Here is a 15,412-nt window from a genome sequence, read left to right on the forward strand (position 1 = left end):
CCTGCCTCCCAGGCTGATAAGCTGCGCAGCATTCATCAAGGTTCGATCGGGGTAACCATGACAGTGGATCTGGCCAGCATTCTGCTGGGCTTGGTGGTGGGTGCAGTGCCCTGCCTGGGTTGGCTCATGCAGGTGCAGCGTCGCCATGGGGCCCGGCAGGGTGAACAGGCCCTGCTCGAAGAGCGCCTCAACGCCGCCCAACTGTCCCTGGCCGGGCTGCAGGCGCAACTGGAGGCCGGTCGCGACGAGATCAGCGACCTCAGCGAAGCCAACACCGTCAAGCAAGCCCAGCTGGCAGCCCAGGGCCGTGAACTGGAGCTGTTGCAGATCGACCGCGACAACGCCCGCGATGCCGCCCACGCCTGGAGCCTTGAACGCGCCAACCGTGAAGCCGAGCTACGGCGCCTGGAAGCCCAGGCCGCACGGCTGGGCGCCGAACTGCGCGAGCAGCAGGAGAGCCACCAACAGCGTCTCGAAGACCTGCAAGAGGCCCGCGATACCCTGCGTGCGCAGTTCTCCGACCTGGCCACGAAAATCTTCGACGAGCGCGAGCAACGCTTTGCCCAGACCAGCCAGCAGCACCTGGGGCAAATGCTCGACCCGCTCAAGGAACGCATCCAGGCCTTTGAGAAGCGCGTCGAGGAAAGCTACCAGCAGGAAGCACGCGAGCGTTTCTCGCTGGGCAAAGAGTTGGAGCGCTTGCAGCAGCTCAACCAGCGCCTGTCCGATGAAGCCACCAACCTCACCCAGGCCCTGAAAGGCCAGAAAACCCAGGGCAACTGGGGCGAGATGATCCTTGAGCGGGTACTGGAGCACGCCGGCCTTGAGAAGGGCCGCGAGTACCAGACCCAAGTCAGCCTCAAGAGCGCCGATGGCGAACGCTTCCAGCCCGATGTGCTGATCATGTTGCCCGGCGACAAGCAGGTGGTGGTGGACGCCAAGGTCAGCCTCACGGCGTACCAGCAGTTCGTCGGCAGCAACGACGAGGCCGCGCTCAAGCAGCACGTGCAGTCGTTGCGCAGCCACGTCAAAGGCCTTTCGAGCAAGGACTATAGCCGCCTCGAAGGCTTGCACAGCCTGGATTTCGTGCTGCTGTTCGTGCCCATCGAGGCCGCCTTCTCGGCAGCCCTGCAGGCCGAGCCCAACCTGTTCCAGGAAGCCTTCGACCGGCACATCGTGATTGTCAGCCCGACCACGCTGCTCGCCACCCTGCGGGTGATCGACAGCCTGTGGAAGCAGGAACGCCAAGGCCAGAACGCCCGCGAGATTGCCGAGCGCGCCGGTTGGCTGTACGACAAGTTCGTGCTGTTCATCCAGGACCTGGACGAACTGGGCAGCCGCTTGCAGCAGGTAGACAAGGCCTATGCCGCAGCGCGCAACAAACTGTGCGAGGGGCGTGGCAACCTGGTCAGCCGCTCCGAGCAGCTGAAGTTGCTTGGCGCCCGTGCCAGCAAGAGCCTGCCGGCAGACCTGCTGGAACGGGCGCTGTCCGATGAAACCCCGGCGGGCGAAGCGCTTACTGAACCAGGCTCAGATGCCGATTGAGCAGGGCGCGCAAGGCGGCCGGCTTGACCGGCTTGGCCAGGTAATCCAGGCCTGACGCATGCACCAGGGCGATGGTCTCTTTACTGCCGTCGGCGCTGATCACCACCCCAGGCACCGGCTCGCCCAGCCGTGCGCGTAGCCAGCCCATCAGTTCGGTGCCGGTTTCGCCGTCGTCCAGGTGGTAGTCCACCAGGGCCAGGTGCGGGCGCATGCCCTTGGTCAGCAAAGCCTCGCATTCGGCGCGGTTGCGCGCGGTCCAGACCTGGCAGCCCCAACGGCTGAGCAGGCTGTTCATGCCGATCAGGATGCTGTCTTCATTGTCGATGCACAGCACGTTCAGCCCGGCCAGCGGCTGGCCAGACTGTTCCACCGGCGCACTCGGTGCGGGTGCCGCCTGGCGGGCAATCGGCACGCTGACGCGGAACACCGTGCCTTTGCCGGGCCACGAGCGCACTTCGAGCGAATGGCCGAGCACCCGGCACAGGCCATCGGCGATCGCCAGGCCCAGGCCCAGGCCTTTCTCGGCGCGGGTCTGGTGGCTGTCCAGGCGTTTGAATTCCTGGAAAATCTCCTGCAGCTTGTTGTCGGCGATGCCGGGGCCACGGTCCCAGACTTCCAGCCACAGGCGCTCACCCTGGCGACGGGCACCGAGCAGAATCGGGCTTTTGCCATAGCGCAGGGCGTTGGTCAGGAAGTTCTGCAGCACCCGGCGCAGCAGTTTGATGTCGCTGTCGACCCGCAGGCGGCTGCCGCGCAGGCGGAACTCCAACCCTTTTTCGGCGGCCAGTACCTTGAACTCGGCACCCAGGGTGTCGAACAGCTCATTGAGGGCGAACGGCTTGGCGTCCGGGGTGATCTTGCCGTTCTCCAGGCGCGAGATGTCCAGCAGGTCACTGATCAGTTCTTCGGCCGAGCGTAGCGAGCTGTCCATGTGCTGCACCAGTTGCTGGGCCTCGTCATTCATGCCTTCGGCCTGCTGCGACAGGGCGGCCGAGAACAGCCGCGCGGCGTTCAGCGGTTGCATCAGGTCGTGGCTGACCGCGGCCAGGAAGCGGGTCTTGGACTTGCTCACGGCTTCGGCCTGGCTCTTGGCTTCGGACAACGCCTGGTTGAGCTGCGACAGCTCATGGGTGCGTTCCGCCACCCGTTGCTCCAGGCCCTCGTTGGCATCGCGCAGCGCCTGTTCGGCTTCGCGGAACGGGGTGATGTCGGTGAAGCTCATGACAAAGCCGCCGCCGGGCATCGGGTTGCCGATCAGTTCGATGACCCGGCCGTTGGGGAACAACCGCTCGGAAGAATGCGCACGACCCTGGCGCATCCAGTGCAGGCGCCGGGCCACGTGCACCTGCGCCTCGCCTGGGCCGCACAGGCCGCGCTCGGCGTTGTAGCGGATGATGTCGGCAATCGGGCGGCCCACGCTGATCAGCCCGTCAGGGTAGTTGAACAGTTCCAGGTAACGGCGGTTCCAGGCCACCAGGTGCAGGTTCTGGTCGACCACGCTGATGCCCTGGTTGATGTTTTCGATAGCGCCTTGCAGCAGCGCGCGGTTGAACTGCAGCACCTCGCTGGCTTCGTCGGCGATGCGCACCACGTCTTCGAGCTGCATGTCGCGGCCTTCGATGGCGGCCTTGACCACGGCGCGGGTCGACGAGGTGCCAAGCACGCCGGCGAGCAGGCGTTCGGTGTGTTCGATCCAGTCGCCGTCGGCGTTCTGGTTGGGGTTGAAGCCTTTGCCCTGGCGGTAGGCGAAGCGGATGAAGCTCTGCCGGGCACGTTCTTCGCCGACGAAGCGCGAGGCCAGGGTCAGCAGGTCGTCGATCTGCACGGCCAGCAGCGGTTTGCTGCTGGGCCGGGCGCTGGTCTGCTGGCCGATGAAGCGCCCGGCCTGCCAGTGTTCCGACACCCGCGTGCGCGACAGCACCGAAACCCAGGCGAACAGCGTGAAGTTACCCGCCAGCGACAGCACCACGCCTTGGGTCAGCGGGCTGATCGGCAGGTTCAGCGGGTTGCCATGCAGCCACGCCAGGCCCGGGAACAGCGCCAGCGACCAGCCCACGCTATGGGCGGCAATGGGCAGCACCAGGGTGTAGAACCACAGGAAGATGCCGGCGGCCAGGCCTGCGAACACGCCGCGCCGGTTAGCCTGCTTCCAGTACAGCGCGCCGAGCATGGCCGGGGTGAGCTGGGTCACGGCGGCGAAGGCGATCTGGCCGATGGTCGCCAGGCTTGCGGTGGAGCCCAGCAGGCGGTAGCTGACATACGCCAGCAGCAGGATGACCACGATGGTCACCCGGCGTACCGAGAGCATCCAGTGGCGGAAGGCTTCGAATGGCCGCTCGGCATTATTGCGGCGCAGCAGCCAGGGCAGCAGCATGTCGTTGGAAACCATGGTCGACAGGGCCACGGCCTCGACGATGACCATGCCGGTGGCGGCCGAGGCACCGCCGATGAAGGCCAGCAGGGCCAGGCTCGGGTGGGCTTCGGCCAGGGGCAGGCTGATCACGAACGAGTCGGACATCACCGTACCGGGCAACAGCATCTGCCCGGCCAGGGCGATCGGCACCACGAACAGCGCGGCCAGGGCCAGGTACATCGGGAACACCCAGCGGGCCAGGCGCATGTCCTGCGGTTCGATGTTCTCCACCACGGTGACATGGAACTGCCGCGGCAGGCAGATGATCGCCATCATGGCCACTGCGGTCTGCACCACCATCGAGGGCCAGTTGATGGTCTCCTGCCAATAGCTTTCCAGCTGGATCGACTGGCGTGCCTGGCTGAACAGGTCGTCGAAGCCGTCGTACAGGTTGAACACCACGAAGATGCCCACGGCGAGAAAGGCCAGCAGCTTGATCAGCGACTCGAAGGCGATCGCCAGCACCATGCCGCGGTGGTGCTCGGTCACATCCAGGCTGCGCGTGCCGAACACGATGGCGAACAGCGCCAGCACCAGCGACACCACCAGTGCGGTGTCTTGCACCCGGGTGCCGGTGGCATCGGCATTGGCACCGATTAGCAGGTTGACGCCCAGCACGATGCCTTTGAGCTGCAAGGCGATATAGGGCAGCACGCCGACCAGGCAGATCAGCGCCACCACCACCGCCAGGGTCTGCGATTTGCCGTAGCGCGCGGCGATGAAGTCGGCGATCGAGGTGATGTTCTGCTGCTTGCTGATCAGCACCATCTTCTGCAGTACCCAGGGTGCGAAGATCATCAGCAGCACTGGGCCCAGGTAGATCGGCAGAAATGCCCAAAGCTGTTCGGCGGCCTGGCCGACCGCGCCAAAGAAGGTCCAGCTGGTGCAGTACACGGCCAGCGACAGGCTGTACACCCAGGCACGCAGCTTCGGCGGCAACGGTGTGCTGCGGCGGTCGCCATAGAAGGCGATGGCGAACATGATGGCCATATAGGCCAGGGCGACCACGGCGATCAGCCCGCTGGACAACGACATGAAAACTCCGGAGCAAAAAAAATAACGCGGTCCCGATCAACCAGTCTGGCACGCAGGCGGCGGTTCGTCAGCGCAGACGATGGTCGCAGTGGCGAGTCGTCGCAGGGCGTTGCTCAAGCGGCAGCGCCAACATCAATGCCTGCGGGTGCCCATCCAGTAGAACACTGCCGCCAGTATCACGGCGTGCGGCCGCTGGGTAGTGCTTGACGGCGGCGAGCATTGCCATGTCCTTGTCGTACGGGTCTGCCGGGTATCAGCATAAGGCAGCAGAGGGCTTGCCAGCAGCAGCTTTTACCCTGCAGATTTGTGGCTTTCTGCGCCCGGCGCGCCTCCAACGCTAAAAGCCCCTCAGGAACAAGGACGATGAGTCATCCCTCGCAATTCACCTTGCTCGGCAAGCGGCGCTTCCTGCCGTTTTTCATCACCCAGTCGCTGGGTGCGTTCAACGACAACCTGTTCAAGCAGTCGCTGATCCTGGCGATCCTGTTCAAGCTCAGCCTGGGCGACGGTGACCGTTCGATCTGGGTCAACCTGTGCGCCTTGCTGTTCATCCTGCCGTTCTTTCTGTTCTCTGCACTGGGTGGGCAGTTTGGCGAGAAGTTCGCCAAGGACGCGCTGATCCGTGCGATCAAGCTGGCCGAGATCGGCATCATGGCCATTGGCGCACTGGGCTTTATCACCAACCACCTGGCGCTGATGTTGGTAGCCCTGTTTGGCATGGGCACCCATTCGGCGCTGTTCGGGCCGGTGAAGTACTCGATCCTGCCCCAGGCCCTGCGTGAAGAAGAGCTGGTGGGTGGCAACGGGCTGGTGGAGATGGGCACCTTCCTGGCCATCCTGGCCGGCACCATCGGCGCGGGTGTGATGATGTCGTCGGGCAGCTATGCCACGGTGGTGGCGGGTGGCGTGGTCGGCACGGCCGTGCTGGGCTACCTGGCCAGCCGCTGGATCCCGCGGGCGGCCGCCGTGTCGCCGCAGATGCAACTGGACTGGAACATCTTCAAGCAGTCCTGGGTAATCCTGCGCATGGGCCTGGGGCAGACGCCTGCGGTGTCGCGCTCGATCGTCGGCAACTCCTGGTTCTGGTTCGTCGGCGCCATCTACCTGACCCAGATCCCGGCGTATGCCAAGGACTGGCTGCACGGCGACGGCACGGTGGTCACCCTGGTGCTGACCCTGTTCTCGGTGGGCATCGCCCTCGGTTCGCTGCTGTGCGAGCGGCTGAGCGGGCGCAAGGTGGAGATCGGCCTGGTGCCGTTCGGCTCGTTTGGCCTGACCCTGTTCGGCCTGCTCTGGTGGTGGCATTCCGGCGATGTGCCGGCTGCGCCTGTGCCGCACGACTGGTTGACGCTACTGGGCATGAGCCAAGCCTGGTGGATTCTGTTGTCGATCGTGGGGCTCGGGGTGTTCGGCGGCTTCTATATCGTGCCGCTGTATGCGCTGATCCAGGCGCGCACGGCCGAGGACCAGCGGGCTCGGGTAATCGCTGCCAACAACATCCTCAATGCCTTGTTCATGGTGGTGTCGGCGGTGCTCACCATTGTGCTGCTGGGGCTGGCCGAGCTGAGCATCCCGCAGCTGTTCCTGGTGGTGTCGTTGCTCAACATCGCGGTCAACGCCTACATCTTCAGCATCGTGCCCGAGTTCACCATGCGCTTTTTGATCTGGCTGCTCAGCCATTCGATGTACCGCGTGGAGCACCGCGACCTCGAACGCATCCCCGACGAAGGTGCGGCGCTGCTGGTGTGCAACCATGTCTCGTTCGTCGACGCCCTGCTGCTCGGCGGCGCGATCCGCCGTCCGATCCGCTTCGTCATGTACTACAAAATCTACAACCTGCCGGTGCTCAACTTCGTGTTCCGCACCGCAGGCGCCATCCCGATTGCCGGGCGCAGCGAGGATGAGGCCACGTACGAGCGCGCCTTTGCGCGCATCGCCGAATACCTGGCGGCGGGTGAGCTGGTGTGCATCTTCCCGGAGGGCAAGTTGACCGGCGACGGCGAGATCGATGCGTTCAAGGGTGGGGTCAGCCGCATTCTCGGTGAAACCCCGGTGCCGGTGATTCCCCTGGCGTTGCAGGGGCTGTGGGGCAGCTTTTTCAGCCGTGATCCGGGCAAGGGGTTTTTCAAGCGCTTGTGGTCGCGGGTGACCATCGTGGCCGGCGCTGCGGTCCCGGTGGAGGCTGCGCAGCCTGAGTTGTTGCGCGAGCAGGTCAGCCGCTTGCGCGGCGACCTGCGTTAAGCGGGCATGGTCAGCTGGCGCTGACTTTCAGGCCAATCAGGCCACAGATGATCAGCGCCACACTGACCAGCCGTACCAGGGCCATGGACTCGCCGAACAGGATGATCCCGGCGATCACCGTGCCCACGGCGCCAACGCCGGTCCAGATGGCGTAGGCGGTGCCCAGCGGCAGTTCTTTCATGGCCAGGCCCAGCAAGCCCAGGCTGATGACCATGGCGCCGACGGTAAGCACGGTGGGGAGCGGGCGGCTGAAGCCGTCGGTGTACTTCAGGCCTACCGCCCAGCCGACTTCGAACAGGCCGGCGAAAAACAGGATGATCCAGGACATAGGTGCCTCCATTGTTGCCAACGATGGGGCCGTCCCCGGAATGGTCACGCGGTGCGTCGTGAGGCCGTCCCCACAGTGGGCAATAGGGTGCACATTTTCTGATGGCTGGGCAAGTCAGTGCCTGGCAGGTTCGCCACGTTCATCTACCGGCAAAGGCGCTTCCATACGGCGGAACCAGGTCGACAGCAGCGCCCCCGAAATATTGTGCCAAACGCTGAACAGCGCGCTCGGCACCGCCGCCAATGGCGAGAAATGCGCCGCCGCCAAGGCTGCCCCCAACCCTGAGTTCTGCATGCCCACCTCCAGTGCCAGCGACTTGCGCTGGGCCAGTGGCAGTTTGCAGAGCTTGCCGGTGAGGTAACCCAGCAGGTAGCCGAAGCTGTTGTGCAGCATCACCACGGCCATGATCAGCAGGCCCGACTCGGCGATTTTCGCCTGGCTGGCCGCCACCACCGCACAGACGATCATGACGATGCTCACCACTGACACCAGTGGCAACACCTGCACCGCCGCCTGTACCCGCGCGCCCAGCAGGCGCTGGGCCAGCACGCCGAGCACGATCGGCAGCATGACCAGCTGCAGGATCGACCAGAACATGTCCATGAACGAGACCGGCAGCCAGGCCGAGGCCAGGAACCAGATCAACGCCGGGGTCAGCAGCGGGGCGAGCAGGGTGGTGACGGCGGCAATCGCCACCGCCAGCGCCAGGTCGCCCTTGGACAGCCAGACCATCACGTTCGAAGCCGTGCCGCTAGGGCAGCAGCCGACCAGGATCACGCCCACGGCAATCTCGGGCGGCAGGTGGAACAGCTGGCACAGCAGCCAGGCCATGCCCGGCATGATCACGAAGTGCGCCACCACCCCTAGCATCACCCGCCAGGGCTGGCGGGCGAGGGCGGCGAAGTCATCGAGCTTGAGGGTCAGGCCCATGCCGAACATCACCAGGCCCAGCAACGGTACGATGGCCACTTTCAGGGCGATGAACCATTGCGGTTGCAGGAAGGCCAGCACGGCGAACACCAGCACCCAGAGGGCAAAGGTATTGCCGACGAAGCGGCTGAGGGCGGCGAGGGCACGCATGGGCAGGTCCTTGTACTTATAGAGATGCAGTTTTCGAGAGCCTCTTCGCGGGGCGAGCCCGCGAAGAGGCCGGTACTGGCTGAGAATACGTCCCAGCCCAGCCCCGACATTTCATGCCACTCAGACCCCTTGCGGAATCTCCTCCCCACCCAACGCCTCGAACAGCACCGGCAGGAATTCGGTAAAGGTCATCATCATCAGCAGGAAGCTGGCATCGAACTGCTGCTGGGCTTCATCGCCGCCATCCTGTTCTGCCTGCTCTTGCAGCAGCTCCTCGAACTTCAGGCGCTTGATGACCATTTTGTCGTCCAGCACGAACGACAGTTTGTCCTGCCAGGCCAGGGCCAGCTGGGTGACCACCTTGCCGGTGCTCAGGTGCAGCTGGATTTCTTCGCTGGTCAGGTCCTGGCGCTTGCAGCGCACGATGCCACCGTCTTCGGCGGTGTCGCGCAGCTCGCACTCGTCCAGTACATAGAAGCCTTCGGCGGCTTGCTGCGACTTGACCCAGTCGGTCATGGTGGCAACGGGTGCGATCTTCACGGTTGCCGGGCGTACCGGCAGCGAGCCCATCACTTCACGCAGGGTCGACAGCAGGTCTTCGGCACGCTTGGCGCTGGCCGAGTTGACCAGGATCATGCCCAGGCGCGGCGCGATGGCGGCGAAGATCATCGAACGACGAATGAAGGCGCGCGGCAGGAAGGCCTGGATGATCTCGTCCTTGATCTGGTCGCGTTCCTTCTTGTAGACCTTGCGCATCTGCTCGGTCTCGATCTCTTCGACCTTTTCCTTGACGGCGTCATTGACCACGCTGCTTGGAAGGATACGTTCTTCCTTGCGCGCGGCGATCAGCAGGAACTCGCCGCTGACGTGCACCAGGGGAGCGTCTTCGCCCTTGCCGAACGGCGCGACGAAGCCATAGGTGTTCAGCTCCTGGCTGGCGCAGGGACGGGCCGGCTTGCTGGCCAGGGCGGTTTCCAGCGCTTCGGCGTCGAATGGAACATCCTGGGTCAGGCGGTAGGTCAGCAGGTTCTTGAACCACATGAGGGGCAATCTCTCCTTAATGCATAAGGCGGGCATTATTCTCCGAGCAGTGGTTCCCGTCCAACCCTGTCAGAGGGCCAGCACCTATATATAGAAGAAGAAAAGACCAGCGTTGCTAGGTCTTTGAAAGGCTTCGAAAATTTTTTTAAAAAAGTCGAAAAAAGTGCTTGCCAGGGTGGGGGCTCATCCGTAGAATGCGCGCCACACCGAGACGAAAGGGTGATTAGCTCAGCCGGGAGAGCATCTGCCTTACAAGCAGAGGGTCGGCGGTTCGATCCCGTCATCACCCACCACTCGATGTATAGCGCAGCGGTAGTTCAGTCGGTTAGAATACCGGCCTGTCACGCCGGGGGTCGCGGGTTCGAGTCCCGTCCGCTGCGCCATATTCAACTTCCAGGGCCCACTGAACACCCGGAAGTTACAGGAAAAGCGACCTTAGGGTCGCTTTTTTTGTTTGTGCTTTTTGAGGCGTTCTGCGGTTCAGCACGGCCCCTGTGGTAGCGGGCCGGCGTTGGCGGTGCAAGGCCGCATCAACGCATGCGTTCTTCCTCGCGCAACGTCAGCACTTCAACCCCTGCTTCGGTCACCGCCACCGTATGTTCCCACTGCGCCGACAGCGCATGGTCGCGGGTAATCACCGTCCAGCCATCCTTCAAGGTCCGAGTGCCACGCCCGCCTTGGTTGATCATTGGCTCGATGGTAAACACCATCCCGGGCTTGAGCTTCATGCCCATGCCGCGCTGGCCAAAATGCAGCACCTCGGGCCCTTCGTGCATCTGCTGGCCAATGCCATGGCCGCAATACTCGCGCACCACGCTATAGCCGGCTGCCTCGGCATGTACCTGGATGGCATGGCCAATGTCGCCAAGCGTCGCCCCGGGGCGCACTTGCTCGATGCCTTTCCATAGCGCGTCGTAGGTCGTTTCGACCAGCCGACGTGCCTCGTCGTTGATCGGGCCAATGCAGTACATCTTCGACGAATCGGCGATGTAGCCGCCTTGTTCAAGGGTGATGTCGACATTGATGATCGACCCCTCGTTGAGCACCTCATCCGCCTTCGGCATGCCGTGGCACACCACGTGGTCCACCGAGGTATTCAGGGCGTAAGGGAAACCGTACTGGCCCTTGCTTGCTGGCCGAGCCTTGAGCGTTTCGACGATATAGCGTTCGGCGTGGTCGTTGATCTGCATCGTGGTCACGCCGGGGCGTATGAAGCCATCGAGTTCAGCGAACACTTGGGCCAGCAACCGGCCGGCGTTGCGCATCAGGTCGAGTTGGGCGGGGGTTTTGAGGATCACCTGGGACATGGGGAGAAGGCAGTAACTCTGGCAAAAATGTGCCCCAGCATAGCGCCATGGGCCTTCGCGGTGCCACCGCATGGTGCGGCAAGCCGTCCCCGCACGGGCGCGCTGCCTTGCCAGCGAAGAGGCCCGCACAGCTGGCCCGCTAATTGCTGACTGACCCCTACCCAGGGCAATCAATGCCGATTGCCCGCACCTCTTCACGACAAAGGCGCCGTGTTGCCCCGCTTGCCATGCAAGCCGGGGCAGCCGGCGCCTTTTGCGTTTCCCCAAGGAGACCGGCCCATGAGCAGCAGCGAAGTACGCAGTGTCTGCCCCTATTGCGGCGTCGGCTGCGGCATCGTCATGCGCGTTGCCGATGGCAAGGTCAGCAAGATCAGCGGCGACAAGCAGCACCCCAGCAACTTTGGCCGCCTGTGCACCAAGGGCCTGACCGCGCACGTGCCGCTGACCGCCGCCGGGCGCATGGAGGATGCCTACCTGCGTCAGCAGCGCAGCCAGCCGCCGGTGCGCGCCAGCATGGACCAGGCCATTGCCGCCACCGCCGCGCGCCTGCGCGGCATCGTTGACCAGCACGGCCCGGATGCCGTGGCGCTGTATGTGTCCGGGCAGATGTCGCTGGAGGCCCAGTACCTGGCCAACAAACTGGCCAAGGGCTTTATCCGCACCCGCCATATCGAGTCCAACTCGCGCCTGTGCATGGCCAGCGCCGGCAGTGGCTACAAACTGTCGCTCGGTGCCGATGGCCCACCTGGCAGTTACCAGGACTTCGAGCACGCCGACGTATTCCTGGTCATCGGCGCCAACATGGCCGACTGCCACCCGATTTTGTTCCTGCGTCTGCTGGACCGGGTCAAGGCCGGCGCCAAGCTGATCGTCGTCGACCCGCGGCGCAGCGCCACCGCCGACAAGGCCGACCTGTTCCTGCAGGTACGCCCCGGCAGCGACATGGCCTTGCTCAACGGCCTGTTGCATCTGCTGCACCGCAACGGCCACACCCACCCCGACTTCATCGCTCGCCACACCGACGGCTGGGACGAACTGCCAGCCTTCCTCGACGACTACAGCCCCGAGCGCGTGGCCGCCATCACCGGGCTGGCCGAGGCCGACATCATCAAGGCCGCCGAATGGATCGGCCGTGCCAACGACTGGATGAGCTGCTGGACCATGGGCCTGAACCAGAGCATCCACGGTACTTGGCACAGTAACGCCCTGTGCAACCTGCACCTGGCCACCGGCGCTATCTGCCGCCCCGGTAGCGGGCCTTTCTCGCTGACCGGCCAACCCAACGCCATGGGCGGCCGCGAGATGGGCTACATGGGGCCCGGCCTACCAGGCCAGCGCTCGGCGCTGCTGGAAGGCGACCGCGCGTTCGTCGAACAGCAGTGGCAACTGCCACCAGGCAGCCTGCGCAGCGAAGGCGGCGAGGGTACGGTGGCGCTGTTCGAACAGCTGAAAGCAGGGGACGTGAAAGCCTGCTGGATCATCTGCAGCAACCCGGTGGCCAGCGTCGCCAACCGCCAGCAGGTGATCGACGGCCTGCGCCGGGCCGAGCTGGTGATCTCCCAGGATGCGTTTCTCGACACCGAGACCAACCGCTACGCCGATATCCTCCTGCCTGCGGCACTGTGGGCCGAAGGTGAGGGCGTGATGATCAACAGCGAGCGCAACCTCACCTTGATGCCACGCGCCGTGGCGCCTCCTGGCCAGAGCCTGCCGGACTGGCAGATCATCGCCCGGGTGGCCTGCGCGATGGGCTATGCCGACGCGTTCGATTACGCTGATGCCGAAGCGGTGTACGACGAGATTCGCCGCTTCCATAACCCCGCTACCGGCTACGACCTGCGTGGCATCGGCTACACCGACCTGCGTGCGCAGCCGCGCCAGTGGCCATGCGCACCAGGGCGTGACAGCGACCGCAGCCCATTGCGCTACCTGAACGATGGCAGCAGCCAGACGCTGCTGCACGACGCCCAGGGCCAGCGCCCGGCGCTGGCGTTCCCCACCGCCAGCGGCAAGGCCCGCTTTTTCGCTCGGCCCTGGTTGCCGGCAGCGGAGTTGCCGGATGACGCCTACCCCCTGGTGCTCAACACAGGCCGCGTGCAGCACCAGTGGCACACCCTGACCAAGACCGGCAAGGTGCCGGCGCTGAACAAGCTGGAGCCTGGCCCTTTCATCGAAATCCATCCCGAGGACGCCGCACGGCTTGGCATCGCCGAAAAGGACCAGGTGGCCATTCGCTCGCGCCGTGGTCAGGCCGTGCTGCCGGCGCGCATCAGCGACCGGGTGATGCCAGGTAACTGCTTCGCGCCGTTTCACTGGAACGACCTGGTCGGCGAGCAGTTGGCCATCAATGCCGTCACCTGTGATGCGGTCGACCCACTGTCGCTGCAGCCCGCCTTCAAACACTGCGCCGTGGCCCTTGAGCGGGTTGCCGGCGAACGTATCGACGCCCTCGACCTGAGCGGCGCCACTGCCCACCCGGAGTCTGCCCACATGCCGACCGCCACCCTGTCTCGTCTGCTTGGCCTGGACAACCTGCCGGCCCCGGCGCTGGCCGAGCAAGAGCGCCATTACCTGCAGGGCTTCTTGCTTGGCTTGGAGCAGGCCCGCGTCGAGGGTGTGCCAAGCCTGCCGGCTAGCGCGCCAATGGCCGCTAACCGACGGTGGTTCGTTGACGGCCTGCTGGCGGGCGTGTTCGCGCAGCCTTCGGCGCTGCCCAGCCGGGCGCTGGAGGCGCCGCAGCACCAGGTGCTGTGGGCCTCGCAGACCGGTAACGGCGAAGCGCTGGCCGAGCGCTGTGCCGAGCGCCTGCGTGGTGCTGGCTTGGCGGTGCGCCTGAATTGCATGGATACACTCAGCCCGCAGCAGTTGCGCGGTGCTGCCAGTGTGGTGCTGATCGCCAGTACCTTCGGCGATGGCGACGCGCCCGACAGTGCGGCGCTGTTCTGGCAGGCACTGCAAGGCGAGGAGGGCGTCCACTGCGCCGATGTGCCCTATGCCGTATTGGCCCTGGGCGATTCCAGTTACGACCAGTTCTGCGGGTTTGGCCGCAAGCTCGATCAGCGCCTGGCCGAGCTGGGTGGGCGGCGCCTGCTGCAACGGGTGGATTGCGAGCCGGATTACGATGAGGCATTCGCCACCTGGCTCGACGCCTTGTTGGCGCAGTTGGCTGACGCCGCCGCGCCCCAGGCCAGTGGCGCGCCTTCGCCTGCGCAGGCCTGCAGCAAGCAGCAGCCATGGTCGGCCACCTTGCTGGAGAACCGCGTGCTCAATGCCCCGGGTGCCCGTAAGGAGACGCGCCAGTTGGTGTTCGACCTGGCTGGCAGCACCTTCAGCTACCAGGCCGGCGACGCCCTGGGCGTATGGCCGCGCAACTGCCCGGCGCTGGTCGAAGAGCTGCTGGCGCTGATGCGGCTCGATGGCCAGGCCCTGGTCGAGGTCAAAGGCCAGGCCGCACTGCCGCTGGCCGATGCCATGGAGGCGCACCTGGAAATCGCCAAGGTCACCCCGGCGCAGTTGCAGGTGTTCAGCCACAGCGCCGATGCCCTGCGCCGGTTGCTCCAGCCCGAGCACAAGGCCGAGCTGCAAAACTGGTTGTGGGGGCGGCAGTTGGCGGATGTGCTGCGCGAGTTCCCCCAGGACCTGCCCTTGGCCACCTGGCTCGACCTGTTAAAACCCTTGCAGCCGCGCCTGTACTCGATCAGCTCCAGCCCGTTGGCGCACCCTGGCCAAGTTCACCTGACCGTCTCGACGGTGCGTTACGGGCAGCGCAAGGGCGCTTGCTCGACCTTCCTCGCCGACCGCGCGCACGGCATCAAGGTGGCGATCTTCCCGCAGGCCTCGAAGCATTTTCGCCTGCCCGAGGACGATAACGTGCCGGTGATCATGGTTGGGCCGGGCACCGGCATCGCGCCGTTTCGGGCGTTTCTTGAAGAACGAGAAGCGCGCGGGGCACGCGGGGGCAACTGGCTGTTTTTCGGCGAGCAGTATGCGGCCAGCGACTTCTATTACCAGGCACAGTTGCAGGCATGGCAAGCGACAGGCCACTTGCGTCTGGATACCGCGTTCTCCCGCGACCAGGCCGAGAAAATCTATGTGCAGCAGCGCCTGCACGAGCAAGGCGCCGACCTTTGGCGCTGGCTGGAGGCGGGTGCGTACTTTTATGTGTGCGGTGATGCCCAGCGCATGGCCAAGGATGTGGACAGCGCGCTGCGCAGGGTCGTCGCCGAGCACGGCGGCATGAGTGAGGCCGCGGCGGATGCGTATGTTGAAGGGTTGAGCAAGGCCAAGCGTTATCGGCGCGATGTGTATTGAGTGCACCGGGATGGGGATGGGTGCACCTTGGCTGTGCGGTTTTTTCTGGAATGTCCGATGACTTTTCTGGCCCTGTCGCGTTTGAACAGGCGATACAGCATTTGGCACATT

9 protein-coding genes and 2 tRNA genes are annotated in these 15,412 nt (G+C 64.7%); 5 read left to right on the forward strand and 6 right to left on the reverse strand.

Annotated elements, in window-relative coordinates:
• Positions 1–171 precede the first annotated feature (171 nt).
• A complete protein-coding gene (rmuC, locus tag LOY26_RS06175) occupies positions 172–1,545 on the forward strand; it encodes a DNA recombination protein RmuC (RefSeq protein ID WP_186654687.1) in 1,374 nt (457 codons plus the stop codon).
• On the opposite strand, the gene LOY26_RS06180 is transcribed toward rmuC, so the two are convergent.
• Complete coding sequence (locus tag LOY26_RS06180) at positions 1,517–4,993, reverse strand: hybrid sensor histidine kinase/response regulator (RefSeq protein WP_033700781.1); 3,477 nt, start codon at positions 4,991–4,993, stop codon at positions 1,517–1,519. The two genes, rmuC and LOY26_RS06180, sit on opposite strands and share 29 nt — an antisense overlap.
• 67 nt (positions 4,994–5,060) lie before the next feature.
• Positions 5,061–5,213 carry a hypothetical protein gene (locus tag LOY26_RS06185; RefSeq protein WP_186662999.1) on the reverse strand — a complete coding sequence of 51 codons (153 nt, stop codon included), beginning with the start codon at positions 5,211–5,213 and terminating at the stop codon, positions 5,061–5,063.
• A 143-nt stretch (positions 5,214–5,356) separates the two neighbouring features.
• Between LOY26_RS06185 and LOY26_RS06190 the strand changes: the two genes are divergently transcribed.
• The gene (locus tag LOY26_RS06190) at positions 5,357–7,234 is read left to right on the forward strand and encodes an MFS transporter (RefSeq protein WP_186654588.1); all 1,878 of its coding nucleotides are present in this window, start codon (positions 5,357–5,359) and stop codon (positions 7,232–7,234) included.
• 10 nt (positions 7,235–7,244) lie between these two features.
• On the opposite strand, the gene sugE is transcribed toward LOY26_RS06190, so the two are convergent.
• The 3 genes from sugE to rdgC form a co-directional block, all read right to left on the reverse strand.
• Entirely contained in the window at positions 7,245–7,562 is a 318-nt protein-coding gene (gene sugE, locus LOY26_RS06195) for a quaternary ammonium compound efflux SMR transporter SugE (protein ID WP_033700779.1), read from the reverse strand.
• A 114-nt stretch (positions 7,563–7,676) separates the two neighbouring features.
• Positions 7,677–8,642: a bile acid:sodium symporter family protein gene (locus LOY26_RS06200; protein WP_033700778.1), complete on the reverse strand. Its 966-nt coding sequence runs from the start codon at positions 8,640–8,642 to the stop codon at positions 7,677–7,679.
• A gap of 120 nt (positions 8,643–8,762) precedes the next feature.
• Complete coding sequence (gene rdgC / locus LOY26_RS06205; protein WP_033700777.1) at positions 8,763–9,683, reverse strand: recombination-associated protein RdgC; 921 nt, start codon at positions 9,681–9,683, stop codon at positions 8,763–8,765.
• 217 nt (positions 9,684–9,900) lie between these two features.
• Here rdgC and LOY26_RS06210 point away from each other — a divergent pair.
• A tRNA-Val gene (locus LOY26_RS06210) sits at positions 9,901–9,976 on the forward strand.
• Positions 9,977–9,989: 13 nt separating this feature from the next.
• Positions 9,990–10,066: transfer RNA gene (locus tag LOY26_RS06215), tRNA-Asp, on the forward strand.
• 147 nt (positions 10,067–10,213) lie between these two features.
• Here LOY26_RS06215 and map read toward each other — a convergent pair.
• Positions 10,214–10,990, reverse strand: coding sequence for a type I methionyl aminopeptidase (gene map, locus LOY26_RS06220; RefSeq protein ID WP_186654591.1), 777 nt, complete (start codon positions 10,988–10,990; stop codon positions 10,214–10,216).
• 279 nt (positions 10,991–11,269) lie between these two features.
• Between map and LOY26_RS06225 the strand changes: the two genes are divergently transcribed.
• A complete protein-coding gene (locus LOY26_RS06225) occupies positions 11,270–15,301 on the forward strand; it encodes a bifunctional nitrate reductase/sulfite reductase flavoprotein subunit alpha (RefSeq protein ID WP_258714487.1) in 4,032 nt (1,343 codons plus the stop codon).
• Positions 15,302–15,412 lie beyond the last annotated feature (111 nt).

Origin of the sequence: Pseudomonas sp. B21-047 (assembly GCF_024748775.1) — a bacterium.
In the GTDB taxonomy this organism is placed as follows: Bacteria; Pseudomonadota; Gammaproteobacteria; order Pseudomonadales; family Pseudomonadaceae; genus Aquipseudomonas; species Aquipseudomonas capeferrum.

Excerpts from the sequence above, each read along its gene's own strand:
- LOY26_RS06180 (WP_033700781.1), bottom strand. The coding sequence starts at position 4,993 with ATGTCGTTGTCCAGCGGGCTGATCGCCGTGGTCGCCCTGGCCTATATG.
- LOY26_RS06185 (WP_186662999.1), bottom strand. The coding sequence starts at position 5,213 with ATGCTCGCCGCCGTCAAGCACTACCCAGCGGCCGCACGCCGTGATACT.
- LOY26_RS06190 (WP_186654588.1), top strand. The coding sequence starts at position 5,357 with ATGAGTCATCCCTCGCAATTCACCTTGCTCGGCAAGCGGCGCTTCCTG.
- sugE (WP_033700779.1), bottom strand. The coding sequence starts at position 7,562 with ATGTCCTGGATCATCCTGTTTTTCGCCGGCCTGTTCGAAGTCGGCTGG.
- LOY26_RS06200 (WP_033700778.1), bottom strand. The coding sequence starts at position 8,642 with ATGCGTGCCCTCGCCGCCCTCAGCCGCTTCGTCGGCAATACCTTTGCC.
- rdgC (WP_033700777.1), bottom strand. The coding sequence starts at position 9,683 with ATGTGGTTCAAGAACCTGCTGACCTACCGCCTGACCCAGGATGTTCCA.
- map (WP_186654591.1), bottom strand. The coding sequence starts at position 10,990 with ATGTCCCAGGTGATCCTCAAAACCCCCGCCCAACTCGACCTGATGCGC.
- LOY26_RS06225 (WP_258714487.1), top strand. The coding sequence starts at position 11,270 with ATGAGCAGCAGCGAAGTACGCAGTGTCTGCCCCTATTGCGGCGTCGGC.